20 protein-coding genes and 1 pseudogene are annotated in these 25,535 nt (G+C 43.4%); 2 read left to right on the forward strand and 19 right to left on the reverse strand.

From position 1 onward, the window contains the following. Window positions 1–251: 251 nt before the first annotated feature. On the reverse strand, window positions 252–3,707 hold the full coding sequence (locus WAE57_RS15100) for an MASE3 domain-containing protein (RefSeq protein WP_337711201.1): 3,456 nt from the start codon (window positions 3,705–3,707) through the stop codon (window positions 252–254). A 206-nt stretch (window positions 3,708–3,913) separates the two neighbouring features. Then, window positions 3,914–5,476: a sensor domain-containing diguanylate cyclase gene (locus tag WAE57_RS15105; RefSeq protein WP_337711202.1), complete on the reverse strand. Its 1,563-nt coding sequence runs from the start codon at window positions 5,474–5,476 to the stop codon at window positions 3,914–3,916. Between the two features lie 461 nt (window positions 5,477–5,937). Between WAE57_RS15105 and WAE57_RS15110 the strand changes: the two genes are divergently transcribed. Next, window positions 5,938–7,686 carry a hypothetical protein gene (locus WAE57_RS15110; RefSeq protein ID WP_337711203.1) on the forward strand — a complete coding sequence of 583 codons (1,749 nt, stop codon included), beginning with the start codon at window positions 5,938–5,940 and terminating at the stop codon, window positions 7,684–7,686. 481 nt (window positions 7,687–8,167) lie between these two features. On the opposite strand, the gene WAE57_RS15115 is transcribed toward WAE57_RS15110, so the two are convergent. The 5 genes from WAE57_RS15115 to WAE57_RS15135 form a co-directional block, all read right to left on the reverse strand. After that, window positions 8,168–9,229, reverse strand: coding sequence for an ArsO family NAD(P)H-dependent flavin-containing monooxygenase (locus WAE57_RS15115; RefSeq protein WP_337711204.1), 1,062 nt, complete (start codon window positions 9,227–9,229; stop codon window positions 8,168–8,170). Window positions 9,230–9,343: 114 nt separating this feature from the next. Then, entirely contained in the window at window positions 9,344–10,048 is a 705-nt protein-coding gene (gene arsH / locus WAE57_RS15120) for an arsenical resistance protein ArsH (protein ID WP_337711205.1), read from the reverse strand. A gap of 22 nt (window positions 10,049–10,070) precedes the next feature. Further along, window positions 10,071–11,105, reverse strand: a complete 1,035-nt coding sequence (gene arsB / locus WAE57_RS15125; protein WP_086176671.1) for an ACR3 family arsenite efflux transporter — start codon at window positions 11,103–11,105, stop codon at window positions 10,071–10,073. An 11-nt stretch (window positions 11,106–11,116) separates the two neighbouring features. Continuing rightward, window positions 11,117–11,587 carry an arsenate reductase ArsC gene (locus WAE57_RS15130; protein WP_337711206.1) on the reverse strand — a complete coding sequence of 157 codons (471 nt, stop codon included), beginning with the start codon at window positions 11,585–11,587 and terminating at the stop codon, window positions 11,117–11,119. A 6-nt stretch (window positions 11,588–11,593) separates the two neighbouring features. Beyond that, window positions 11,594–11,914: a metalloregulator ArsR/SmtB family transcription factor gene (locus WAE57_RS15135; protein WP_337711207.1), complete on the reverse strand. Its 321-nt coding sequence runs from the start codon at window positions 11,912–11,914 to the stop codon at window positions 11,594–11,596. Window positions 11,915–12,100: 186 nt separating this feature from the next. Between WAE57_RS15135 and WAE57_RS15140 the strand changes: the two genes are divergently transcribed. Then, on the forward strand, window positions 12,101–12,556 hold the full coding sequence (locus WAE57_RS15140; protein ID WP_337711208.1) for a universal stress protein: 456 nt from the start codon (window positions 12,101–12,103) through the stop codon (window positions 12,554–12,556). 83 nt (window positions 12,557–12,639) lie between these two features. Here WAE57_RS15140 and WAE57_RS15145 read toward each other — a convergent pair whose 3' ends face one another. The 12 genes and pseudogenes from WAE57_RS15145 to WAE57_RS15200 form a co-directional block, all read right to left on the reverse strand. Beyond that, window positions 12,640–12,879, reverse strand: a complete 240-nt coding sequence (locus WAE57_RS15145) for a thioredoxin family protein (RefSeq protein ID WP_086176675.1) — start codon at window positions 12,877–12,879, stop codon at window positions 12,640–12,642. Between the two features lie 19 nt (window positions 12,880–12,898). Further along, window positions 12,899–13,918 carry a permease gene (locus WAE57_RS15150; protein ID WP_337711209.1) on the reverse strand — a complete coding sequence of 340 codons (1,020 nt, stop codon included), beginning with the start codon at window positions 13,916–13,918 and terminating at the stop codon, window positions 12,899–12,901. Continuing rightward, the gene (locus WAE57_RS15155) at window positions 13,919–14,206 is read right to left on the reverse strand and encodes a metalloregulator ArsR/SmtB family transcription factor (protein ID WP_337711210.1); all 288 of its coding nucleotides are present in this window, start codon (window positions 14,204–14,206) and stop codon (window positions 13,919–13,921) included. A gap of 119 nt (window positions 14,207–14,325) precedes the next feature. Continuing rightward, a complete protein-coding gene (gene arsC, locus WAE57_RS15160) occupies window positions 14,326–14,760 on the reverse strand; it encodes an arsenate reductase (glutaredoxin) (RefSeq protein ID WP_337711211.1) in 435 nt (144 codons plus the stop codon). Window positions 14,761–15,128: 368 nt separating this feature from the next. Beyond that, window positions 15,129–15,890, reverse strand: coding sequence for a molecular chaperone (locus WAE57_RS15165; protein ID WP_337711212.1), 762 nt, complete (start codon window positions 15,888–15,890; stop codon window positions 15,129–15,131). Further along, the gene (locus WAE57_RS15170) at window positions 15,887–17,440 is read right to left on the reverse strand and encodes a fimbrial protein (protein ID WP_337711213.1); all 1,554 of its coding nucleotides are present in this window, start codon (window positions 17,438–17,440) and stop codon (window positions 15,887–15,889) included. The genes WAE57_RS15165 and WAE57_RS15170 overlap by 4 nt, the downstream gene beginning before the upstream one ends. Before the next feature lies 1 nt (window position 17,441). Then, window positions 17,442–20,054 carry a fimbria/pilus outer membrane usher protein gene (locus tag WAE57_RS15175; protein WP_337711214.1) on the reverse strand — a complete coding sequence of 871 codons (2,613 nt, stop codon included), beginning with the start codon at window positions 20,052–20,054 and terminating at the stop codon, window positions 17,442–17,444. A 19-nt stretch (window positions 20,055–20,073) separates the two neighbouring features. Beyond that, on the reverse strand, window positions 20,074–20,742 hold the full coding sequence (locus WAE57_RS15180) for a molecular chaperone (protein WP_257230592.1): 669 nt from the start codon (window positions 20,740–20,742) through the stop codon (window positions 20,074–20,076). A 168-nt stretch (window positions 20,743–20,910) separates the two neighbouring features. After that, on the reverse strand, window positions 20,911–21,453 hold the full coding sequence (locus WAE57_RS15185) for a fimbrial protein (RefSeq protein WP_337711215.1): 543 nt from the start codon (window positions 21,451–21,453) through the stop codon (window positions 20,911–20,913). A 525-nt stretch (window positions 21,454–21,978) separates the two neighbouring features. Beyond that, window positions 21,979–22,153: pseudogene (locus WAE57_RS15190) on the reverse strand (transposase domain-containing protein); the annotation flags it as partial. Between the two features lie 39 nt (window positions 22,154–22,192). Further along, the gene (locus WAE57_RS15195) at window positions 22,193–24,370 is read right to left on the reverse strand and encodes a TonB-dependent siderophore receptor (protein WP_337711216.1); all 2,178 of its coding nucleotides are present in this window, start codon (window positions 24,368–24,370) and stop codon (window positions 22,193–22,195) included. A gap of 398 nt (window positions 24,371–24,768) precedes the next feature. Beyond that, a complete protein-coding gene (locus WAE57_RS15200; protein WP_092819581.1) occupies window positions 24,769–25,326 on the reverse strand; it encodes a hypothetical protein in 558 nt (185 codons plus the stop codon). Between the last annotated feature and the right edge of the window lie 209 nt (window positions 25,327–25,535).

Raw genomic sequence — 25,535 nt, forward strand, 5'->3', positions numbered from 1 at the left:
CTATTATTTGTACCATTACGTACACGATCTGTGACTTTACTGAAGCAGAGTGGTTCCATTTTTGCCCATTGAGCATCTGTTAAGTATTTATCTATCCATGATTATAAACGGAAGTCTTATTAACCTAATTCTCAATACACCATAGCACTTCAATTTAAAGCATTAGAAAATATCAGTCTTCCCAATTTCCCTTAAGCTCAAAGAGTGAATAGCTTTTGGGCTGCTATTCACCTGATGATTATCCAGCCTGTTTAACTGGGCAGGACATATCCCTTTTCATTAATTAAACGTACTGCTGCATCACAAACTTCCGCATCATAAATCATCCCGCGTCCACGTAAAATTTCTGCCAGGGCCACCTCAACCCCCAAAGCCGCACGATAAGGACGATGCGAAGCTATTGACTCAATCACATCTGCCACGGTCAGAATACGCGCCTCAGGATAGATCTCATCACCTTTTAATCCTTTAGGATAACCAGTGCCATCCATCCGTTCGTGATGCTGGCCAATGATTTCAGCAATCGGAATATTGAAAGGAACATCCTTGAGAATTTCATAACCGGCCTGTGCATGGCCTTTCATCATTTCCATTTCCAGATGGGTCAGACGAGAAGGTTTGGTCAGAATCTCGGAAGGAATAGAAATTTTACCGATGTCATGTACCAGCCCAATTTCTTCCATCTGCAGACAGCGTTTTTCATCCCAGCCCATTTCTTTGGCAATCGCACTGGCAATCAAGCCGACACGGCGTTCATGCCCTGCGGTATAAGGATCACGCAATTCCACCATGATCGATACCGCCTGCAAGGTGCCATACATAGTGGCCTCCAGCTGTTCCAGCTGCCGGGCAATCTGGTCCTGTGCCTGCTTTTGCTCGGTGATGTCTTGCGCCATTACAATCGCGGCAGGCAAACCGTCATCCCAAAGGATACGACGGGCATACAAGGAAAATTCCCGGATCTGGCCATTTTGATGTCGCACGGGAAGCGTGTAAGGCAGGTTCGCGTGTTCTGCCGGCTGTACCTTATCCTCAGCTTGGTGAATCAGCGCCAGAGTATCTGGGGTCGCATCGCTAAACTCCAGAATATTATGTCCGTTGAGCTCTGCGGCAGATCTACCCAGCATGTTGGCATAACTTGGATTGACGTATAAATACTGATTGTCGCGCAGTACATACATTCCGACCACGGTTTGTTCCACCATGCCACGGAAACGCTGCTCGCTGTCTCTTAATGCCTGCTCGGTTTGCCGGATGGCGGTCAGATCAGCCCAGGCCAGAATCGCATCATTGCCGACGATCGCCAGCGTGCGCTGTGCAATACGCTGACTGCCATCTTTGGCTACTAAGGTAATTTCAGGAAACTGCACCTGTTTGCCGTTTTTCGCCAGCTGCAAGGCCGCTTGCCAGCTCCGCTGCATCAACTGTCTTTGTTCTGCATCTGGTGCCACTTTTTTCAGCCAGGCTTCCCGGTCCTGGAAATCCTCTAGGCTGTATCCCAGCCATTTTTCATAGGCCAGATTGACTGCAAGAATGCGTTCATCCTGTATGGAAATAATATGCATCGGTACTGGTGACTGCAAAAACACCTGCTGGAAACGCTGTTCCATCTGCTGCGAATGGGTTTCGGCCGTTTGACGCTGCTGCTCCGCTGCAAAACGCTCCAACGCAAATGAAATATCTCTGGAGAGATTTTGCAGCAGCTGAATTTGCTCCTGATCAAATTCCACTTGGCCCGTGGTGTACAGCCCAACCAGTCCCCAGAAATGGCCTTGTAACAGCAACGGCGTTAATGCAGCTTGAAGGATCTGCTCCTGTTTTAAATACTGTCTCCAGGTCCGGTATTCCGGAGAAACACCCTTATCAAGATCATTAACCAATGTATAGCTATAGACATCCACATCCGGGCTGGTATTTTTCAACTGATTCAACGGAGTATTCTGATCCTGCTGCAAGGCAGTCTGCAAAGTGGGCAAAATGTTGGCGCTAATATTATGATGGAACTGAATCACCAGTGGACTGTCCGCCTGGTCATCAACTTTCAGCGCAATCAGAATTTTGGCAAAACTACCCAGCTTCAGCAGTACCTGTTGCAACTCAGTCAGCAACTGTTGCTGGTTCTGACTATGCGCAATCACCCGGTTGGTTTCACTGAGCAGCTGGTACAGATAGGTTAAACGTGCTACCCGCCCCTGGGACTGTAACCGGATATAAACATCGGTAATCTGGCTGGTGATGTGATCGATTAAACTCTGTTCTTCATCCAGAAAAGCGGGCACATCCGGTGCCTGAGCATACCAGATGGTTAAGTTTCCGAATTTCTGGGTGTCATTGCGAAAGGCCGACTGCAGATAGGGCGTCTGGGCCGGAAGCCCGGTGCCAAAAATGCCCCAGTCACTGTCAATCCTCAGATGAATCCTTTCCGGAGAGGAAAATCCCGAAGGAATGATTTCCATGGCTTTGTGCAACAGCTCGGCCATGTCGCTATGCATGTTATTGCAAAGCTGGTTGATCTGGTTCAGACAACGTACTTCCTTGACCCGTTTTTGTACATCCTGCAACAAAAGCTGGCGGTCTGTAATATCATGCACCACCATAACCCAGACCGGTTTTTTGCCCAGACGTTCTGCAAAGGGGGCGACATGACACTCGACCGTTTTGCGGTCCGGCAAGGTCAACTGGATTAAAAACTCTTGCGGTGCCTGCTGCAGTCTGGAACAGACCGGACAATCCTCGGCCTTTACACGAGGATCATGCACCAGTTCATGTACGGAACATCCGGTCAATTGTGCCGCAGCAATACCGTGTAGCCGGGCTGCTGCCAGATTGACCTGCTGAATGGTTTGGCTGGAACTGACAATATAGGTCGGATCCGGAATGGTGTCATAGGTGCTGGCCGCCTTGGACAGCATACTAAAAGGTTCTTTGATGGTCGACTCGACCAGTGCCATATAAATGAACCAGTAGGAATAAACTTTCAGGATATGCCCCAGCAGATTGGCATCGGCATATACGGACACATATTGGGTAAAGGTAAATTCAGAGGCCATCATGGTCAGCATGGAAAGACTGACCCCAAACGTCAGTTGCGCCGATAAATATTCGCGGCGGCGCCAGACCAGTATCAGCGCCAGTGCCAGCACCGCAATAATCAGATATTCACTGTAAATTTTAAAAGGGGTCAGGCCTTGCCCATCAACAAAGGCGGTGGGGAAGAAACCCAGCATGACTGCAGTCACAATCCCGGCACTGAGCAGACCAAAAAACAGGTTCAGCGGGATAGGCTTGATCGTGCGTGTCAGCATAAATGGCGCGACGAGCATGGTAAAAGCCTGCAACAGGCGGGCGCCAATCCACAATTGCGTGGCCTGATTGGCACTGTCCACCGGAAGAATCTGCATGCCTTTGTAGAGCAGGGTATGGAACAGATCAATAAATCCACACCAGCCAATGGCAATCGCAATGAAAACCACAAAATAATTTTTAGTAAAATGCCGCGATACTACAGTCACTATTAGAGCTGTAAGCGCGATAATGATGGAAATCAGTTCCGCGATGGTATGGGTAAAGACGAAACCAAAACTTTGATTGGTCCACCAGATCAGCAAGGCAAAAATCGTCGGAGGAATGATCATCATATAAGGAGAAATAAACGACTTGAGGTCGAATACATCCGGTGAAAATAAGTCACGAGATGATTTAGGCATAAAGTTCCCCAATAAAGTTCGAAAATGGCCTTATGTCATAGCGCTGTTTAAAATTTTGTATTGTCTGAAAATTCACATGTTTATTATAACATTAGGCCGGTGTAAATAATCCGTGAATACCTTGCATGAGAGCTGCCTACAGCTAATCCTATATATCAAATACCTCCAACCCTCTCATCGTGTTTGCATCAGTTAAATAGCTGAAATTAACGCGTGCAGTTACGTCCTTCATGCTTGGCCTGATACAGCTGCTGATCTGCCATTTTCAGTACCTCTTCCACATCCTCAGAACTATGCGGCCAATAAGCAATGCCAATTGAAATGGTCACTGTTCCCATGTCATCCATTTCGGTGAGCTCAACCGCTGTTCGTAGCCGTTCTGCCGCCTGAAAAACGGTGGTCGGGTCTGAAGCAGCCATTAAAATAATAAACTCCTCTCCCCCTGAACGACAGCAGATATCATTGTCACGGAAATGATATTTCATCAGGCTTGCCAATTTTTGTAAGACGATATCGCCTTTGTCATGGCCATAGCTGTCGTTTACATTTTTAAAGAAGTCGATATCCACAGCCAGAACAGCAAATTCGGTACGCACACGCACAAATTCTTGAATAAACAGCTTCATCCCACGGCGATTGTATAAACCGGTCAGCGGATCGCTATTCACCGACTGATTCAGCTCATCAATTTTTTCATTAAAATTCTGACAGCTTAGCATCAGGGAATTTTTGAACTGATCAACCTCAAAATACACAGGATCAATTTTTTTAATTTTTTCCTGAACATCCGGCCGACTGAGCATACTGGCCATTTTCGCCAAATGGTTTAAAGGTAGTGCAATCAAACCCGATAAACGCCAGACCACAAAGAAAATGAAGAAATAGAACAGGGTAATCCCGATGGATACGTTGATAATGATACTGTTAGCTTGAGCAAATAGCTCGTCAATAGGCTGCTGCGATACTACAATCCAGTTCACACTGGGAATATGTGAAAAACCGATCAGACTATCTATACCTTGGCCGTTCATCAGACGAAAAGCGCCATCTTGTTGCTGAAGCATCGGGGTTAAGCCATCACTGACCTGGACTTTCTGGCCAATTTTCCGAGTATCGGCATGAAAAATGATACGCTTTTGGTCATCCATAACATAAGTATAATTTTTCTTGTAACCATATTTGGAGGCCAGCATTTCACTGACCAGATTCTTGCTCTGCAGATAAATCGTACCGGCGACAAAGCCCAAGTATTGCCCTTGGGCATCAAAGATTGGTTCAGAAATAATCACGATCAATTTTTTGGTCGAAGACCAGTACGGAGAAGAAATATAAGTTTGCTTGCGTTTGATTGACTCAGTGATGCCAAAGGTTTTATAAACCTGTTTAGAATCAATATTTAAGCTGGTCGGGAAAAATGAGATGATATGCCCTTCCCGGTCAGCCAGAAAAACACTGTTGAAATTTCCTGACTGGCTTTTCAGGCGTGCCGTTTCACTATTCCGCAGGCTGGCACTAGCAAAATCTTGACCGAGCAGTTTGGCGCTAAAGCGTAAGTTTTTTAAGATTTCTTCAAATTGATAGTTGGTATGGGCAGCAATCCTGGAGGAGTATTCGGCATTCAAGGCCAGAGAGTTGTCGATCAGGCGCTCTTTCACGGTATAGTTAACAAAAAATAAGGCAAAGATAAACAGACAGGTCACGCTTAAAACCGTTAAAAGTAATATTAAGCTGCGCAGATTTAAACGAGGCGCCAGTAAAACCTGTCTCAATAGGGCAATTCCAAGTCATCATTTATGATACTTATATCACAAAATAATGAAAAAACACGGTTTATTTCAATAACATCGACGTGAGTCAAATCATCCTGAAATGTCCGTCAATTTTCCCGACCCTATTTGTTTTACCGAGCGTTCAACGAATGCACTGAAAATGTAGTACAGAAAGGATGTCAATGCTTGCCGAAGTATGGTTTGGGCATTCATCGCTGTTTCTACATGAACTGATGATTCCAGGAAAATGACCTGAATATGCCGGGTACCGAATTACTTGGAATCGCGGGGTTCCTGCATTTTTACGCTCAGCATAGATTCAGATCCTTTAACCAGCAATGAACAGCGCCGATATCGATTTTTTTTATGCTATATTGCCAGTTAAGACTTATTTTTGTGTATAAATCACACGACTTATTTTCCCTAAAAGTTTGAACTTATTACAAGGTTTTTGGATTTCCATGCAAACATATATTCCTTATCAGCTGCGGGTAAAATTAAAGCAAATTGACCCTATTCTCGATAAGCATTGGCAACAACAACTACAGTCCATCCTATCGACGACGCCGCAGGCATTGCATCAGAAAATAGAAGACCAGTACCTAAAAGCCAAGAATATCTCGTGGAACTACCTGACCCAGAGCTTTGAATTTCAAGGTCATACGAGCCTCAAGGATCTTCAGCTCAACACGCAAAATTCCGAATTACTGCAACTTGCAGATCGAATTAATAGCACTTTCAGCTATCTGCAAGGCTATCAAAGCGATTTTCAGGTCGCAGATTATCTGGAAACCATTGTCCGTGAAATTAATCAAATCGATCTGGACAATCAAAAAGACATTCAGGCACAGCAACTGGTCAAAAAAGCCTTTCTGTATGACGCTGCCCTGATTATTCGGGACTTAGATTTTACTGTTTCTGAAAATCACCGGCATTTGGATATTGAGCAAGTCCGAACTTTTATTTTTGAAATTTTTATGAAAAGTGAAATTCTGGGAAGCTGGTTTGCCCATATTTTGCCGAGTGAATATGCTGAACAGGAACTGGTAATTTTTCAGGATTATTTTATTCAGCAACAACGCGTTCGCGACTTTGAAATTATCAAAACCTTTCAATATTATTTTGTCCTGAGCAGCACCTACGACAGTTCAGTTTCTGCCTATTCAATTCGCCGTTTTTTAACAGAAGAAAACTTTGGTAAAGAGGATCGATTCTATATCAGTGGTTTGGTTCTTGACCCGCAACAGCTGGATCAAGCGGATTATTTTGCAAATTTTAAACAACTGATGAACCGAATCATTGGTATTCAGCGCAAAATGAATCCGCATATTGTGGAACTGATTGAATCCCTGCATGAATATAATCAGCAAAATCTCATCCCAAATTTAAAAGAAATTTTAAATATTCAAAGTTTTTCCATCGATCACCTGGTGAAAGAGCATCTGGAAATCTTAGAAAAAGATTTATCCTTAAATATTCTCGAACCTTTGCTAAAAGGCCTAAAAAACAGTGTGCAACATACCGATGAACTAGAATATTGCTATTTAAATATTTCAAGGTTAATTAATGAGTTTCTGCATCAACTGGAAATTTTATCGCAGCAACCGATGCTGCAGTTTAATCCGCATGCGCGTCTGTTCAAATATCGCTTAATTGCCTATTTAAAATTACTGGAACAACGTCGTGCCCAAATCTTTGTAATCTTTCACGATGAATTTCAGTATCAGCAACAGCTACGCGCGGTTTCAGCGCCCGCTCAGGAAATCAGGGAACTGCTCAATAGCGCGATGGAACAAACCCGCCAGATCCAGCAGCACATACGCCAGTTAGAACGCGAAATGCAAAATGCAGAAAATAGCAGTTTTCTTAAACGGCTGTTTAAAAAATCTGAAAATCATGAATTGAAGATCAATGAATTAAAACAGAATCTGATCGAGGTTCGAGATCGTTGCTATATTAGAATTATTGCTATTCAAAAACAGGCCTCTCAAGAGAGTGTTTATCTGGAAGCGAAGAATTTAATTTCGGTGATTGACTCTAAAGTACGGCATTATGCCTTTGCGAATGGTGAAAATGGCGTAACACGTTTACCGCTTCTGTTACAGTTACCTGAAGACCGCAATAACTTTAATATGCAGAGCATCCTCATGGCATTAAACTATGAATTTCTGCTCTCTGCAAAGAGTTGGAAATTGTCACAAAAGACCTAAGGCAAGACTGGTGAACTATCAAAAGGAAGGTAAATCAACGAGCTGATTTAAGAGTTGATTTTGGTGCTGAAAAAGTTATATCAACTTGGTTATTTGGACAGATCTTTAAACCCGGTCCTTCCCTACTCAACTGGCATGATTAATTTTTTAGAAAATTTCATATCGATGACCTGGCATGAGCTGAGACAACACAAGCACAAGCTGGAATGAAGATTTTTTGAACTACTCGATGATGCAGAAATTGATTCCATTGAAGATCAAGAAAAATTTAAATTTTTACTTAAAAAAGTCGAACTAAGCACAAAACCAATGCAAAATCTGTTATGAACAGCTTATTCATGAGCATAAGAAAGAACAACTCGAGCAGCAATCCCAACATTTCATCATGAGCGTATAAGGCACAGGCTCATTACTTTTTTAGGGCTGATTGGAGACAGATTTTATGTACTCAATCTGCTCCTTTGGGCCAGGATTAAATCCCTTAGGCTAGAAATACGGCGATGTCTTCCGCCACCGCCCTAGCTGTGCGGGAAACCCCGACCAGCGTTGCCGAAGCAGCACCGGTCCATTCTCCATAGCCCAGCAGCCATAAATTCGGCACCTGAACCGAACGACCGTTATGAACCGCAATGGTATGGTCCTGCTGAATAATCCCGAGGCTACTGAGATGATTCAGTGCCGCTTTAAATCCAGTACACCAGATCACCGCATCCACCTGTTGAGCAGATCCATCGTCCCAAATCACGCCATGTTCTGTAAATGCCGAAAATGGACGCTTGCTCTGTAAAACGCCTCGCTCACGTGCCGCTTTGACTGAATCAATCATGACAATATCGCCCAACCCACCAATCGGCTGCTCGATGCTTCTCCCTTCCTGCTGGGCTTTCAGGCGCTCAGTCGCCCTTAAGAACAGGACACGGCCGTCGACATCATCTGCCAGAAACTGCGGTGGTGTCTGGGTGATCCAAAGCGTTTCGGCAACCAAAGATACTTCTGCCAGGATTTGCGCACCAGAATTTCCACCGCCTACCACCATGACTTTTTTGCCCTTAAAGGGTTCGGCATTGAGATAATCTGCCGAATGCAGTTGCATACCCTGAAAATGTTCACGACCGGCATATTCGGGAATAAAGGGTTGACTCCATGTTCCCGTGGCACTCACCACTGCTTTGGCTTTCCAGCATCGTTCCCCGGCATAGACCTCTAAATACTGGCCCTTGCTTTCCACACGATCCACATGCACGGGACGAATTACGGGAAAGTGATAACGCTGTTCATAGGCTGTCAAATAATCGATCACTTCGTTACGGGTCGGATAGGTCTGTTCGGTTGCCGGCATCATCCAGCCCGACAGGGAACTCCAGCTGTTCGGGGAAAAAAGACGCAAGGACTCCCAGGCATGCCGCCAGGCACCTCCGGGCTGAGACTGATCATCCAGGAGAATAAACGGAATGTTCTTGCGCTTTAAAAAATAGGCCATGGACAAACCAGCCTGTCCAGCACCAATGATGATCACTTCCGTTGCAGTCTGTGTTGCATCCAAAATCTTTTCCCCTTACATTTTTCTGTTGTGTTTAAGGCAGAATCCCGCTTTTGCAGCGGGTTCCAACCTATTTATCTTATTGATAGGACAGCATGAGTAAAAATGAATCCTGCCTTACAAACTGCGCTGATTCACCCGTTTAGAGAGCTCTTCAGCCGATTCCTTGCGTTCCGAATAACGGTTGGTCAGATAGGCACTTTGACCACGGGTCAGCAAGGTGAACTTATACAGCTCCTCCATCACATCCACAATTCGGTCGTAATAAGCAGATGGTTTCATGCGGCCATCTTCGTCAAATTCCAGGAAGGCTTTAGCCACAGATGACTGGTTTGGAATCGTGATCATGCGCATCCAACGTCCCAAAATCCGCATTTGATTGACCGCATTAAAGGATTGAGAACCACCACAGACCTGCATCAGCGCCAAGGTTTTGCCTTGAGTGGCACGAATGGCCCCCGCCGCCAGTGGAATCCAGTCAATCTGTGCCTTGAGAATTGAACTCATAGAGCCATGTCGCTCCGGCGAAGACCACACCATGCCTTCAGCCCATGCCAACAGCTCATGTAATTCCTTCACTTTAGGATGGTTCATGTCTGCATCTTCAGGCAGTGGCAGTCCCTTAGGATGAAATATTTTCACTTCTGCACCGAAATATTCCAGAATACGTCCCGCTTCAAGTGCCGCCAAACGGCTATAAGAACGTTCACGATTCGAACCATACAGTAAAAGAATACGCGGTGGATGCTCAAGCTGCTTGGCTTGCACCTGTTCAAAGCTTGGTTTTTCCAGCAAGTCTAATTCGATATTCGGCAGTGTCATGAAAATTTCATCCCAATTGTTTTTAAGCAAAATATTTTTTCTTTAGCCACAAAGACACGCTGACCAAGGAAATCAGCACCGGCACTTCCACCAAAGGACCAATGATCGTGGTAAATGCGATCGGAGAAGCCAGACCAAAGGTGGCAATCGCGACCGCCAGCGCCAACTCAAAATTATTCCCTGCTGCGGTAAAGGAAATGGCCGTGGTTTTCGGATAATCATTACCCATCCATTTGCTCATGAAGAAGCTGACAAAGAACATCAATACAAAGTAAATGGTCAATGGAATCGCAATACGCAGTACATCCAAAGGTAAACTCAGCACATCCGCACCTTTGAGACTAAACATCGCCACAATAGTGAACAGCAGCGCAAGCAAGCTCAATGGGCCAATTTTTGGCAGGAATTTCGTCTGATACCAGTCCAGCCCTTTAGCTTTAACCAAAGACAGACGGGTCAAGAAACCCATCAGAAATGGAATACCCAAGTAGATCAATACTGCATTGGCAATGGTCCAGAAATCCACATTAATCACATGCCCTTCTACCCCAAAAAATGGCGGCAAATAAGTCAGGAAGAACCAGGCATAGCTACTAAAGAACAGAATCTGGAAAATACTGTTAAACGCCACCAGTGCCGCACCATACTGGTTATCACCGCAAGCCAAACCGTTCCAGATCAGTACCATGGCAATACAGCGCGCCAAACCGATCAGGATCAGGCCGGTCATATATTCCGGATAATCGCTCAAAAAGACGATTGCCAGGACAAACATCAGTACCGGGGCAATCAGCCAGTTCTGGATTAATGACAAAGCCAGGGTTTTCTTATCCTGAAACACTTGTGGCAGTGTCGCGTAATCCACTTTGGCCAAAGGCGGATACATCATCAGAATCAGACCAATCGCAATCGGCAGATTGACCGAATTCACGCTCATGGCATCCAGTGCTGTTGATGCTTGTGGAAATACCACCCCAATCGCAACACCCAATGCCATGGCCACAAATATCCATAGCGTCAGGTTGCGATCTAAAAAGGATAAACCTTGTTTAGACATAATGTGCTCGATTAAATATGGGAAATTTTATTGATTTCAGCAATGAGCTCAGGACGGCTCAATTTTTTTGCATCTAGAGCGAAAAACGCGTCTAAACGTTTATTGATATGGTCGACAGTGGTCAAGAAAGCCTGTAATTTTTCTTCTTCAGGCAACTCTAGGTGCGAAGGATCAGATAGCCCCCAATGCGCCTTGATGGCTCCCCCTAAATATAGTGGGCAAGCTTCCTGTGCCGCAGCATCACACACGGTAATCACCACCTCTGGCTGATATTGTTCGCAGGCATCAATGCTTTTGCTAGACAAGCCTTCAGTAGATAGACCGAGGTTCTGTAAGGTCTTGATCGTTAAAGGATGCACCTGACCGGAAGGTTTGCTGCCAGCACTGTAAGCCACCCAGCCTTCTGGCGCACGGCTATTGAACAACACTTCAGACAGAATACTGCGGCAACTGTTGCCCGTGCACAAAAACAAAAATTTCATAAAAATTTACTCGCAATGGCTCTGTATTGGCAGAGCAGATGGATTAAATAAAACTGGAGCATGACTACGTTTGAGCGCATCAAGAATTTCAAAGCACCACGCAGGCAATTGTGGATTGATGCTGTAATACACCCACTGGCTTTGACGACGGTCATTTAACAAACCACAAGAACGCAACAAGGCCAGATGGCGTGAAATTTTCGGCTGGCTTAACTGGAGTTTATCGGTCAGATCACAGACGCATTGCTCTTTGTTTTGCGCAATCAGCATGACAATACTGAGACGTGTCTCATCGGATAAACATTTAAAAAACTGAACATGGTCCATAGTTGCTCCTATCCTGTTATGTAAATATATACATATCCGCATATATAGTAAATAGTATAAGTCCAAAATTATAAATGGATGATTTATAATGAGGCTAGAAAGATGCCGATTAAAAAATCGTCCATTTCATCTTTTGTGTTGTGAATAAAGAAAAGTTTAACGATTAGAAACTTTAAGGAATATCGAATGACTGATAAAAATATTTTAGTACCCATTGACGGTTCTGATCCGGCACTAGCAGCAGTCAAGCAAGCCTCGATTATAGCTGCTGCTATGGATAGCAAAATCACTATTATCAGCATTGTCGAAGAAAATCCGTTTACCAATACCGATTTTTATTACTTCGGTGCAGACTCAGCGACCATGAAAGCATTTTTTGATGAAGCTTGTCGTAATGCAACACAAGCCTTAGTTGAAGCAGATAAATTATCGCTAGACTCAGGGGCAAGTGAAATTAAAACTCAACTGATTAAAGCTGAAGTTTCTGCGCAAACTATTGTAAAAGCAGCAGAGGAAGCAGGAGCTGCTCTGATTGTAATGGGATCGCATGGGCGAAAAGGTATCCAGAAACTCACTTTGGGCAGTGTGGCTGAAGAGGTATTAAAGCTGGCCAAATTACCGGTGTTAATTGTGAAACAATAACGAACCTGATTTTTTTGTTCATTCAATACAAAAACCAGTGGCCTGAACCACTGGTTTTTTTTAATAAGGCGTGATTTCTGAAGTTATTTATTTTTCTCAATCAGTTCTGCTACAGCTTGAGCTTCCAGAACTTTACCACTCGACACGATTTTATTGTCAATAATCAGACCTGGGGTACTTAACAGACCGGTTTCAGCAATCTGCATCATGTCAGTGACATATTCAATTTCAGCTTGCACACCGGTGCTTTTGACTGCTTCCTCTGTCGCTGCCAAGAGTGCTTTACATTTACGACAGCCTGTACCGACGACTTTAATTTGCATATTTTATTCTCCAAACGTTTTATAAAAACCAGTAACCAAAAGTATTCAGGCTATAACCAATAATCAAGATCCCCACAAAAATAATCCCAACAAACAGGCTCAATAAGCGGGTTTTTACCACTTGTTTTAACAGGATCAGGGATGGCAAGGAGAGAGCTGTTACCGCCATCATAAAGGCCAATACTGTACCCAAACCTACACCTTTAGCCACTAAAGCTTCCGCGATCGGCAAGGTGCCAAAAATATCCGCATACATCGGCATACCCACAATGGTCGCGACCAATACGGAGTACCAGTGTTCCTGGCCAAGCAAGGCCGTAATCCATTGTTCAGGAATCCAGTTGTGAATCGCTGCGCCAATCCCTACTCCGATTAGCACATACAGCCAAACCTTGCTAAAAATTTCGACCACCTGTTCCCAAGCAAATGTACGCCGCTCTTTTGCAGTCATACTGAAATCTTCATCTCCTTGTACTGCCTGATTATGGGTCACAAACTCAGCCACATACTTTTCCATTTTCAAGTAGCTAATCAACGAACCACCTAATACCGCCAGGACTAACCCTAGCAGTACATAGACCATAGCGATTTTCCAGTTAAAAATACTGGCCAATAGAATAATTGAAGCCAGATCAACTAACGGAGATGAAATCAGAAATGAAAAGGTCACACCCACTGGAAGCCCGGCACGGGTAAAGCCGATAAACAGTGGAATAGAAGAACAGGAACAAAATGGGGTAATGGTTCCGAGTAAAGCCCCCATGATATTGGCTTTAATCCCGGTCATCCGGCCTAAAATCTGTCGGGTACGTTCAGGCGGAAAATAGCTCTGGATATATGACAGGGTATAGATCAGGACCGAGAGCAGAATAAAAATCTTGAACACATCATAGATAAAGAAATGAATACTGCCACCGAGCCGGGTTGCGACCGATAAACCGAATACATTTTCAACCAGCCAGCGTACCCCATTGGACAGCCAGGTCATTTTAAGCAGGACATCATTGAGCCAGGCAAAAATCGCGATTATGCTTTCCATTCAAAGCTCCTGGTTTGGGCTGAATAAAAGCGCTTGTGTAAATACACACAGTTCTTCAGCACGAATGGGATTAAGAGAATAGTACATCCAGCGTCCATCTTTTCTACGCTGGACCAAACCGGAGTTGGTTAGGCATTTCATGTGGTGAGATAATGTGGACTGGGTAATTGCCAGATTCTGTAGCAATTCGCATGCACAACATTCCCCTGCCTGTAGCATCTGCAAGATCTGAAGACGGGTCTTATCCGTCAAAACCTGATACAGGGAAACTGCTTGCTCATTGTCCAATTATTTTTATCCATCAGTGACTTATCGTATTGAGTATGTAACTTATATTGATCATCGTCAATGTGTTTTTTCGCATAAAAAAGCCCAACCAAGTTGAGCTTTTTCGTGTCGGAGTCTTTTTATTTCATACGATTACCGTGTTCATCAATGATGACTTCACCATCTTCTTTGGCAAAGGCTTTTAATTGTGGTGAAGGCAGGATATCCAGAACCAGCTCTGACGGGCGACATAAACGTGTCCCTATATCTGTGACGACCAATGGGCGGTTAATCAGGATCGGATGCTCTAACATGGCATCAATCAGTTTCTCATCTGTCCAGCTGGCATCATCTAGATTCAATTCGGTATAAGGATCTACATTTTTACGCAACACTTCACGAACGCTTAAGCCGGAATCCTGAATCAGTTTGATCAACTGCTCTTTCGAAGGTGGATTGACCAGATACTCAATCACTTCTGGTTCAATTCCTGCGTTACGAATCAGCGCTAAGGTGTTACGAGAAGTTCCACATGCAGGATTATGATAGATTTGGATTTTTGGCATTTGATCCATGAGTATAATCTCTTAAACAGATAGCCTGTTATATATGAACATTCGAATATACGCAATATGCAATATATTCATTTATAGCACTCACCTGATAATGAAAGTCCACAAACATTTGACGCCGCTTCCAAATGTGACCATCTCATATTTAGATTATTGGATCTGACTATAGATTTATTCAAATACGCTGCACAATACCTTGAAACCATGAGCCGGTATTGACCGTGGAACAACAATAATTGCTAAAACAACTTCTGCAGCTCTACAACTTTCCTTAGGCGATTAATTTTCAGCTAAAAAATTGTTTTATAAAAATTTATTATAAATAAACGATAAATGTTCGGCAGACAGCCTTTGATTTTTGCAAAACAATTTTATTTCAGCTGCGTGCGATTCGTTTTCGGATCAAATAGGCCATTGCGCATGGTGCCCTGATCATCCAAAAGTGTGAACTCAATGCGATCAAATTCGGCAGACTGCGAAGCCTGCTCTAAGGGATAGATACGATTCGCTTGTGCAGGGGTCATCATATCCATCTGTTTTGCAACAGCTCTGGACTGCTGACCTTGAATCACTTTTAGTCCGGTAAATGAAATATGGTAGGGTGTAGGATTATGACAAAGTAAAAACCACTGCCCTACAGATTGCTGTAAGGAAAAACGCAGCTGTGCAGCAATTTGTTCAATATTCATTTTGGCCAAGCTGGCTGGGCGATAAAAAATTTTCAGCTGGGTATTCATTGCCAGATCTAAACGTGCCTGATTTTCACCGACCGGCTGAGTTTGCTCAGGTGTCTTCCCTGCGATTTCATACAGATTGAGCCAATAGACTGATTCACGATCGGTTGGCATGGCATCGCCATTCTGCACGATACGTATTGCCTGAATACCTTTGGGGTTCATCTTAAATATTGCTGGCAACACTACAAAAGGGGCTTTGGCAAGATCGAGATTACCGGAACCCTCATCTACCCATATTTGTACAACAACAGGATAGTCATTGCTATTGGCCAGTAGCAAGGATTGTTCCTTGCTCTGTTCTGCATAAATGACCCTGCTAGAGGCAGGCAAAATACCTGCCCGTGCCACACTGTGAGCGAGTAAGCTTATACAGCATAAGCGTAGAATTGACTTCATTGCATTTTTACCAGCACATGGGCAGTTGCAAGCACGGAGCCCGCCGTCACTGCTCCAGCAGCAGGAAGTTTTTTTAATACAGCACGTAGTGGAATATTGGTGGTCTTGTCTCCAGAAGATTGGGTAAGATCTGGAAAATTATACCAACCCGCATTAATGCCACTTGGGTAATTAATAGCATTCCCTAAATAGCAAACATTCGTGCTACCACCTGTTCCGGGAATAATTGGAGCTGTCCAATCACAAGAATAATGTATGCTAATCCCTCCACCAGTATTGGTGGTATTGGGAAAGCCACTACCTGTATATCCCGGCTGTCCGACAAAGTTCATCAGTGTACTGCCACTATCTTTGTAGAGGAAAATCCCGACATTTTTAGCTCGAGCTGCATTGGTAGAATAGTCATCCGAAACCAGTGCAGTCACCCCGTTATTGGCATTGACCAGTCCTAAAGCTTGTGCCTGAGTATAGCTGGCTTGAGAAGCCTGAATCCCGACAGCGAATTGACCAGTATTCAGACCAGCAGTCACATTTCCCGTACATGCAATCTGGATTTGAAAATCTGCAAACACTTCTCCACCTGTATCCAGATGAGTCGTCGTGGTCAAAGGTAAAGTAACAGTCTGCGTATTAGCAGTGGTCGCCCAGCAGGTGTTTGCAGCAGGGACAAGGAATGCTGCATTATATAAGGTATAACCAAAACCATTTTCAGGACCATAAAAATCAAAATGGGAAGCAGAATCATCTCCTTCAATGTCATGCAGGAAATGTACAGGATTATCAACTGTATCAAGTATTCCACCTTTACCATCTGCTAATTGAATATATAATGAGGGTTGCCCACATTTATAATTTCCTGACTCTCCCATACCAATCGTTCCTCCTTCAGTAACAGAATCACAGTAAAAAGAAGGGTTTAATATTGCAGGGGGAGTACCAGCTACTTTAAAAAATTCAACTTGCAAAGTAGGGATATGTCTTAAGCGAATACAATACCAGCCCTTGGGACATTCAGTTGGACTGAATGTATCTCTATCCCCAACATCGTAGTTTATTGGAATACTTTTCCAAGTTCTTGTTAAAGGAATATCCATCATAGTTTGACGAATGCCAATTCCTTTAAACCATGTATAATAAACATTTGACGCACCGCCAACATCGGTAGGATCAACGAGATTATGTCCACCAACTCGATCATCGCCATTCGTGGCAACCAGAAGCTTGATATAATTAACATCAGTGGCAGTATTACAACGCCATAAAATCGTTTCAGTACCTACATTTTTAATTTTATATTCTGTTGCAGCAACAGATATCTCTGCGAGCTTAGTCCCTACCGGTTGAATCGTATTATTGTAAAGGTGCAAATTTCCTATTGGAATCTTTGCTGCAGAATTATCATTAGTATTCGTAGTTTTATTATTATCTAGGGTAGTCGTCTCCCCTGTAATGTAGTTAACAAAGTAACATTGTGCCTGTACAGTAATACCAATACTCATTAACAGCATTACAAAAAAAAGTTTGAGCAGAATATAAAACTTATCATTCATGTTATTTATGCTCTACAGTGCATTGTAGTTGTAATTTAATCAGCGGTTGTTCCAGCTGCTGATGGTCGATACGGTAAGGCATTGTGCAACGTTGTCCCGCATCATCGCCCCAATCGAAAGTCAGTGTACCTTGTGGCTGTTCGACGCGCACATAAGCCTGTCCCGCCTGCCCCACCATGCCAATCACTTCACCGGCTTCGTTACGGACATCTGCCCCCATCGGAATATTTTGCCCTTCAGCTAACATACTTTGTATCAACACACTATAGCCATAACGGGTTTTAAAGTTCACTTTCACTGCAGCACCAGCATAGGGTGCTATACGCTGTTCACCGCCTTCCAATTCGATATTGCTGGACACCCCTTGCGGGTCGAGGGCAATGGTGTTGTAACGATAAGGACTAATACTCGGGACCAAGGCATAACCAAAACGATCAATCCTGTTGGTGGGAGAACTGACAATTTTTGCACCTTTGGCACCTTTGGCTTCAACCAGTGCAAAGGTATCTCCAAGATAGGAACCCAATGTAATTCCGCCGGCATGAATGGCAAAGGCACCACTGGCATTAAGTGAACTTTGCCAGTATTGCTGATTATAGGCACTATTCAGTCCCAGAGACATTTTCGACAGACGCTTGTACAAGCCCACATTATAAGTCTGGTCATTCGACTGTCCGCTGCCATTCATGCCCAGGTTATAGCTCAAACTATAGTCTTCATCCAAGGCACCAGTAATGCCAACCTGATAGTTATCACTGTCATTGCTGCGATTATAGTTGGCGTTCAAGTTCGGCGTCAGCCTACCCCGGTTTGAACCGAGCGGGAAAGACAGGCTCAGACCACCAAAGTTGTCAAAACGCTCTTGCTTGACCGAGCCACCCTGAAGGCTATGGAATTTTTGCCGCGTATAATTCAGATTCATACTGAGAATACCAAAAGATTTTTGATACCCGGCTTGCAGTGAAGTATCACGTTCCCGCCCATCGCGATAGTTTTGGGTGGAACCGGATAAATAAAATGAACCATAACTTCCCAAGGGCTGACTCAGATTGATCTGAAAACGCGAACGCTGTAAATTGCTATATGAAGAAGCCCACGGATTGCCCTGCTCCCAGGCATAACGCGATCTTAAAATATCACTGAATTCACGATAACCGCTGGTCGAATAGCGATAGCCTGCAAGGGTAATTGTGGTCTTGGTCGGCTGCAGGGTCTTACTGTAAGTCAGATTGGTCATCCAGCCATCGCTGGATTCCTGTCCATCTATACCTGGCAAATCGGCTCGCGAATAAGTCAAATTGGCACCCAAGGCACCCAGAAAACTGCCATAAACACCTCCGACTGCCAGGGCCTGATAAGCATCGGCAAGACGTATACCGCCATTCACGGTAATACTATTACTGACCCCATATTCATAATTAAGGTCTGAAAAAAAAGCATCCCGGGTTTGATCCAGATCGGTCCAGCCCAGTGCCAGACTATAATTGGACAATCCGGCGCGTAGAGAGGTCGGAACCGCCGCATAGGGAACTTCCGTGGAATGCTTTGAACCATCGGCTTCAGTGACAATCACAGTCAGATTGCCATCATAATTGGTTGGATAGAGATCTTTAATTTCAAAGGGACCGGGAGCCACCGTAATTTGATAGATCTCGACGCCATTCTGTTCAATCGACACTTTGGCATTGCTCTGGGCGATACCACGGATTACCGGAGCATAACCGCGCATCGAATCTGGCCGCATTCGTTCATCTGTTTGCAGACTCAGTCCCTGAAAAGCCAATCCGGACAAAAAACGTCCTGAGCTATACTGCTGTCCCAGGAGCAGTTGGGACTTCAACTTATCCACTGGGCGTTGTACATAACTGCGAAGATGACGCCAGGTCGTGTCATGCTCATTATTCATGGACAAATTGGATTGCTGCCGATATTGCCATTTACCCAGATTGATCCCACCGTTAAACCCCATAAAGGCAGATTCATTATTGTCCTGATGACTTAAACGGCTCTGAGAATAATAATAATTGCCCATATAATTGACAAAGCCAATGCTGCTGCCACTATCCAGATCGGCTGGATTGACATAGCCTCGTGGCAAATTTTTCATGTAACGTTGCGGCACCATCAGGTTCAGACGCAATAAGGAAAAATCAAAATGGCTGCTACTGCCTGTTGCAACCTGGGTGATGGTTAAACATGAGATAGGTTCAGTGCTACTGGCTTGTTGTTTACGGTATCCTTCATCTCCCAAAACACCAGCTTGCTCTAGCAGTTCGCTGGATAAACAGGCATCCACACCCTGTGCGGCTGCCTGATTTTCAATAAACTGGATACTGCGGCGTTCCAGAAAGCGATCATTGATGTAAAGATCAACTTTATAGACCCCGGCTTCAATCCGGTCTGCCTGATTAAAGCGTTCAATCATTGCAGTGCTTAAACCGCTGCCTTGAAATAAATGCGGATCAAAAGTATAGATCTCTTTTGTCGTCTGCTTGCTATCCGGCTGTGTCAGTGAGCTACTATTGGTGCTAACAGCCAATGCTTGCTGTAAGCAGATAAAATGAATCATCAGGGATAAACACGACGGTAAGAATAAGGGGATGGTTCTCTCCATGTTTTATCCCTACACAATACTAAGGCTGTTGTACAGGAATGTCCTGTTTAGCTATGGCACCATAATCATTCACATAAGTCACGTTCAGTATGCTGTTTTGATCAAGCTTTACTTTTTCAGCGATTGGCCAGCTTGCACTGCTATATGGCGCAATCATATCAACAGAATTTGGGGCAATGTGGTAGCTTTTCTGTTTTGTCCTCAAAGTCGCAGTGGTCAGGTTGGCATAATAACCAGTCGGATTATTAACTGTGATCGTGCTATCTTTTGCATTGTTCTGCAGGACGAAAGTCCATTTTTTAGGCATTTCTTCAACATTGCCAAGAATGGTTTTTGGGCGATAAAAAACTTTTAAACGACTATGTAAGGTCATTACCAATTTATTTTGATCAGCGGTACTTTGATTGAGTGCAGGAATTTGGTGAAAATTTAAATAGAAGATAGATTCGCGATCCCTAGGTTGCTGATTATCCCCCGTATATAGCAAACGTGCAGTTTGTCCGACATTCGGATTGATACGAAATATTTGTGGAGTCACTATAAATGGCGCATCTGCTATATCAGGAGTGGATTTATCATTACCTTGATCGACCCAGACCTGTACAAGATAGGCGGTACTGCCTTTATTATTGAATTGCAAAGTTTTATCTTTGTTTTCAGCATGAAAAATCACTCGGTTATTCGTCATGACCACACTGGAATTTGCTAAGAAGGTAGTAATTATAAGTCCCAATGATAAAACAGAGCGCTTAAAAAATCTGAACATATCTATTCTCATTTTGAGACACACACATCTTTTTGATCATTAATTAGCCTCACGTTAAATCTTAAACAATTTAACAAGAGGCCACACACATTATTTATAGGTAATAGTCCAACCCATAGTAGATGAAACTGCTCCAGCAGTAGCAACTCCAGTAGCGGTATAGCGTGCAGAGAATGGAAGTGTAACTGCACCACTTGATGTTAAATGCGTGGGGGTCGTATAAGGTGCACCAGCAAATACAATAGCTGCTGCAAAGTCTGAACCTGTAGCCAATTCAATACCAACGTTAGTTGCGGGCGTAACCGTTGCGAAATTTTTTAAAAGATTATTATTTGTAGTATCAAAACCATTTGGATCAGTAAAGGTTAAAGTAATACCACGCGCATCTACAGCATCACCACAATTTTTAACATAAAGACTAAAGTTCGTCGTGCCCGTTGATAGTCCACTTGCATTTAAGCTCGAAGTCTGTACTGTTGGCAAGGTGACTGTTGTTGAACTAGCACCATCAACAGAAACTGCACAAGTATCAGTCACAATTTCACCATTAAAAGTAATGGTACCTGTAGTGGCCATCGCTATATTTGCTACTCCTGCAGCAACTCCAGCTAATAATATCTGTTTTAATTTCATAAAAATCCCCTATTCCTATATACGTTTATACGCAGTTATCAAGTGAAACTTAACGATAATTTTAAATTATTGATTTAACACTAGCATTAATAATCTATAAAAAAAAGTATTTTTAGGCAGGACAAATTAAGAGCCCGTTAGGCTTTAATAAAAAGACTTCAAATATGACTAAACTGTTGCTGATGATTACTATAAAAACTGTCAAGGCTATCCAATATAGCTAACTCTGAGTTAATGCTCTTGTCTTGAATAAAAGCGTCTCTTAAATTCCAGTCTACAGGTAGATTCTCAATAATGATCAGTGAAAACACCAAAATGGCAGAATGTCTGAGTGATGGTTTTATTCAGATCTCTGGTTCTTGAAACTACAGCCTCTCAAGAATGTCCTGCCAAAATATACAATGTTGATGGGCATAAACGTTGCCTACTATGTAATATGTCTTTGATTGCAAGCGTATACCCGACACCGTCAGTGTTGCACCTTTTTATCACCCTTGAGTCAGCCTGTGGTAAAACCTGCTGGAGTCAGAAAGGCTTCCACGTATGCGACAACAATTTTTCAATCTGGCTGATTTTCTGTGTCGGCACTCTTTTCAATACATCACTCAAATCGGCTATGGATCCAATCAGCACAGTTCCGCTGACTGGATTAAAGGTCATATTGGCAGCTCCTGGGCTCGCTGCGCAGTGATCCTATGAAACACTCAGACAGTTTTCTATAGCAAAATCTAAGATCGAATTAGAAATTTACAGTCCATGACAGTTGTGCGGTACGTGGTGCCCCAAGGAACAAATAGTCATCACCGAAGAAACTCCCCGCATCTCGCCAGTATTTCTTATTGAACAGGTTATCTATGTTGAAGCGCAGCATATTGTCATAACCATAAGCTCGGAAGTTATAACTTGTACCTGCATCAAATAAGGTATAAGCAGGTACTTTTACGGTGCCTGTTTTGTTGGCATATTTACTGCTGCTGTACTGCATACCGGCCAATAAACGCCATCCCTCTACTTGCGGCACTTGATAAGATAGATGGCTGACGAAGCGGACAGTGGGTACATTTTGAGTTTGATGACCCTGATATTCAGCTGTTTGTATTTCTGTGAGACGTGAACGGGTAAGTGCCAAAGTCGAATTCAGATCTAGATTCTGACCTACGCGCCCTTGTAGACCAAGTTCCAGCCCCAGATTATGCTGTTCACCATCTGTGACATAGTCACTCGCAGTATTGGTATATTGATTGTCTTGGGTTAAATCAAACACTGCAGCGGTAAAAAGTATCCCCTGCCACTGCTGCTTAATCCCCAATTCATACTGGGTGGAATGTACAGGGGCTAAAGTTGCAAAAGCATTGTTGGCATACCAAGGTGCCTGTCCACCGTCACTCAAACCTTTAGCATACGATGCATACAGATGGGTGTTTTCCCCGGGCTGATACATTAAGGCCAGCTGCGGCAGGAAGCGGGTCAAATCAGTATCGCGGATGTTGTTGCCATTCGCATTATAAGCACTTTCATTGACATGCAAGAGTTTGCCACCCAGCAAAACGGACCATGCCTGATTGAAATCAATCTGGTCGAGTAAGTTCAAGGCCGTGTGCTGGCTATCTAATGATTTGTAATGATTGCCTAAAGTCTTATCACTTGGTGTGTAAGTAATCGGGTCAGTATAAATATTTCCTGTAGATTCAACACCAGCTGTTACAGGCAGGTTGATGGCATCATATTGTGCATGCCGTTTATAGGTCTGTGACAGTTCCAGGCTAAGCGTATGTTGCCATGCTCCAGTGTTGAATTGACCATTGAGTCCAGTTTTAAACTGATTGGTCAGATAGCTGTCATTCGGACTACGGAAATCATAAATATCATAGTTGCCATTTTGATCAAAAGTATTGCCTGCACCTGAATATTGGCAAATACTGCTATAGCAACCCCACGGGAATGCTGAATAATCATCCACCACCACACGGCTTTGCGAAGCAGCCAGATTAGCTGTCCAGTTGTCATTGATCTGGTGAATATATTTTAAACTGGTATTTAAACTTTCATTGGTGACAGGTTGGCTCCAGCTTTGATAGCCCAGCAAACGATCCCATTCAACGCCAGTGGGTACTGTTTTACCATCCAGCAACTGATAGCCAGGTACGGAGCGTTGACGTTGGCGCTGTGATTCGATATCAAATTCCAGTTTTGAACGATCCGAGATTGTCCAGTCTAAAGCCAAAGCACCAAACACACGCTTGCCATCGGCATGTTCAACATAAGGATGAATCTCTTCATGCGCCAAATTGACTCGATAACCAAACTGTTGATCTGCTCCAAGGAAACCGCCGAAGTCCGTTGCCACGCGGTTGCCACCATGACTGTCGGCTTCAACAGTAAGTGAGTGGATGTCTTGGGGGCGTTTGGTCACATAGTTCACTACACCACCCGGGGTTGCCATGCCACTTTGAAGTGCACTGATGCCTTTTAAAATTTCGACTTGCTCTTTGTTTTCAAGCGCCACATTTTGCTCACCGCGCAGCAAATGACCATTGAGTAAATAGCTTGATCCCAAATTTAAGGCAAAACCGCGCATGACAAAGTTCGGATAATAGCCAATCGGTGCATAGCCATCCCCTACTGCAGCGTCATTTTTAACTACATCCGTCAGGGTTTTGGCATGCTGATCCGCGATCTGCTCGGCTGTGATTGTGCTGATCGATGCTGGAATTTCAGCCAGGTTTTGCTGGCTAAAACCGGATAAATTCACCTGATGTTGAGCATAGGCCGTTTCAGCCGTCACTGTGATCGTTGCCAGTTGTGCGGTTTCATTCCCATTTGCAGCATATACCCCGATCGAGTTCAGCCCTAGACATGAAAATGAACCCGCAGCCAGCAATGCTTTTTGTAAATGAGAAAATGAATACGTTTTCACAGTAGTTGTCCAACCCCAAAAGATAATCTTGCAGCATGAATTTTCGGGCATGAGTATTCACAATTTTCTCAAATTGAACAAGCATTTCTACACCATATCCGAGATTTTTTTATTATGCTTCCGATACGGCTTTTTAAATCAGGATTTTGGATTGGGTTTATCTCGCCAGTATTCAAATTTAAGCCGCAACTTGAGTGAAAGGTCTGCATCATTCATTCAGCCTATTGAATACCGCCATACCGGCATATATCTGAGACCTGATTTGAGAACACTGAATCGCCTCGGGCCAAGTTTGATTTTGGCCTTGTTTGTTTTGTGATTGGATTTAGCATTAAATCACAAGGACGGTATTGCTTAGCCTGTGCCTTTTATTCAAAGACAATAGGCTATTCGTTTTATTAAAGCCTGCGCTGTAAATCTAAATGATTCAGCTTACTATACTGCTGCTGCATATCATTAAATGCGTCAGAAAAACCAATTAATGAAACTTCATTCACAACCGGTTTAGCATTATGAGATACATTAAACTCGGTTTTTACCTCAAAGCCACGCTTGAACTGATCTATAATGGCTTGAGCGTCACGGTATAAACCCTCACGCGCCTGCAAAACACTATTATTATCTACTTTAAGTAGTGTAATAGAATTTTTTGCATGGTTTATGCCAACACTTAAGCTGTAAGAATCGTTCATACGCATTACCGTAATATGGTTTTTACGCATTGTGCAAATTTTAGTATTTTCACTACTCTTTACCCAGCATTGAATATCCCAGCTTGCACGTCCCAATAACCGATTTTCAGATTTTTCAAGAGAGTCATTTATATGCTGATAATCTACCTGTTGTATTAAATAGCCCAACCGATCATTCTTCATGCTTATAGTTGCAGCTCCTGCCGCATTTGCAATCGTTAAACCTAAAACTGCCCCAAACAAAATATAAGTATTATTTAACATTAGTCTATATAAAAAGCTAAATTCAGCACACTATAGCAAGCTTTTATCCTTTCACATCTTATACATTAATTTTATTTACTAAATTAAAAATCCATGATCCATTATTTTTATATTATCCATTATCTTGTCAATGTATGAGATTTAAAGCTAGCGTTCAGATGAAGATGGTATCTTTTTAATTTTATAGTTTTTAACTTTTAAACTAAAGA

Origin of the sequence: Acinetobacter sp. NS-4, assembly GCF_037402435.1 — a bacterium.
Classification (GTDB): domain Bacteria; phylum Pseudomonadota; class Gammaproteobacteria; order Pseudomonadales; family Moraxellaceae; genus Acinetobacter.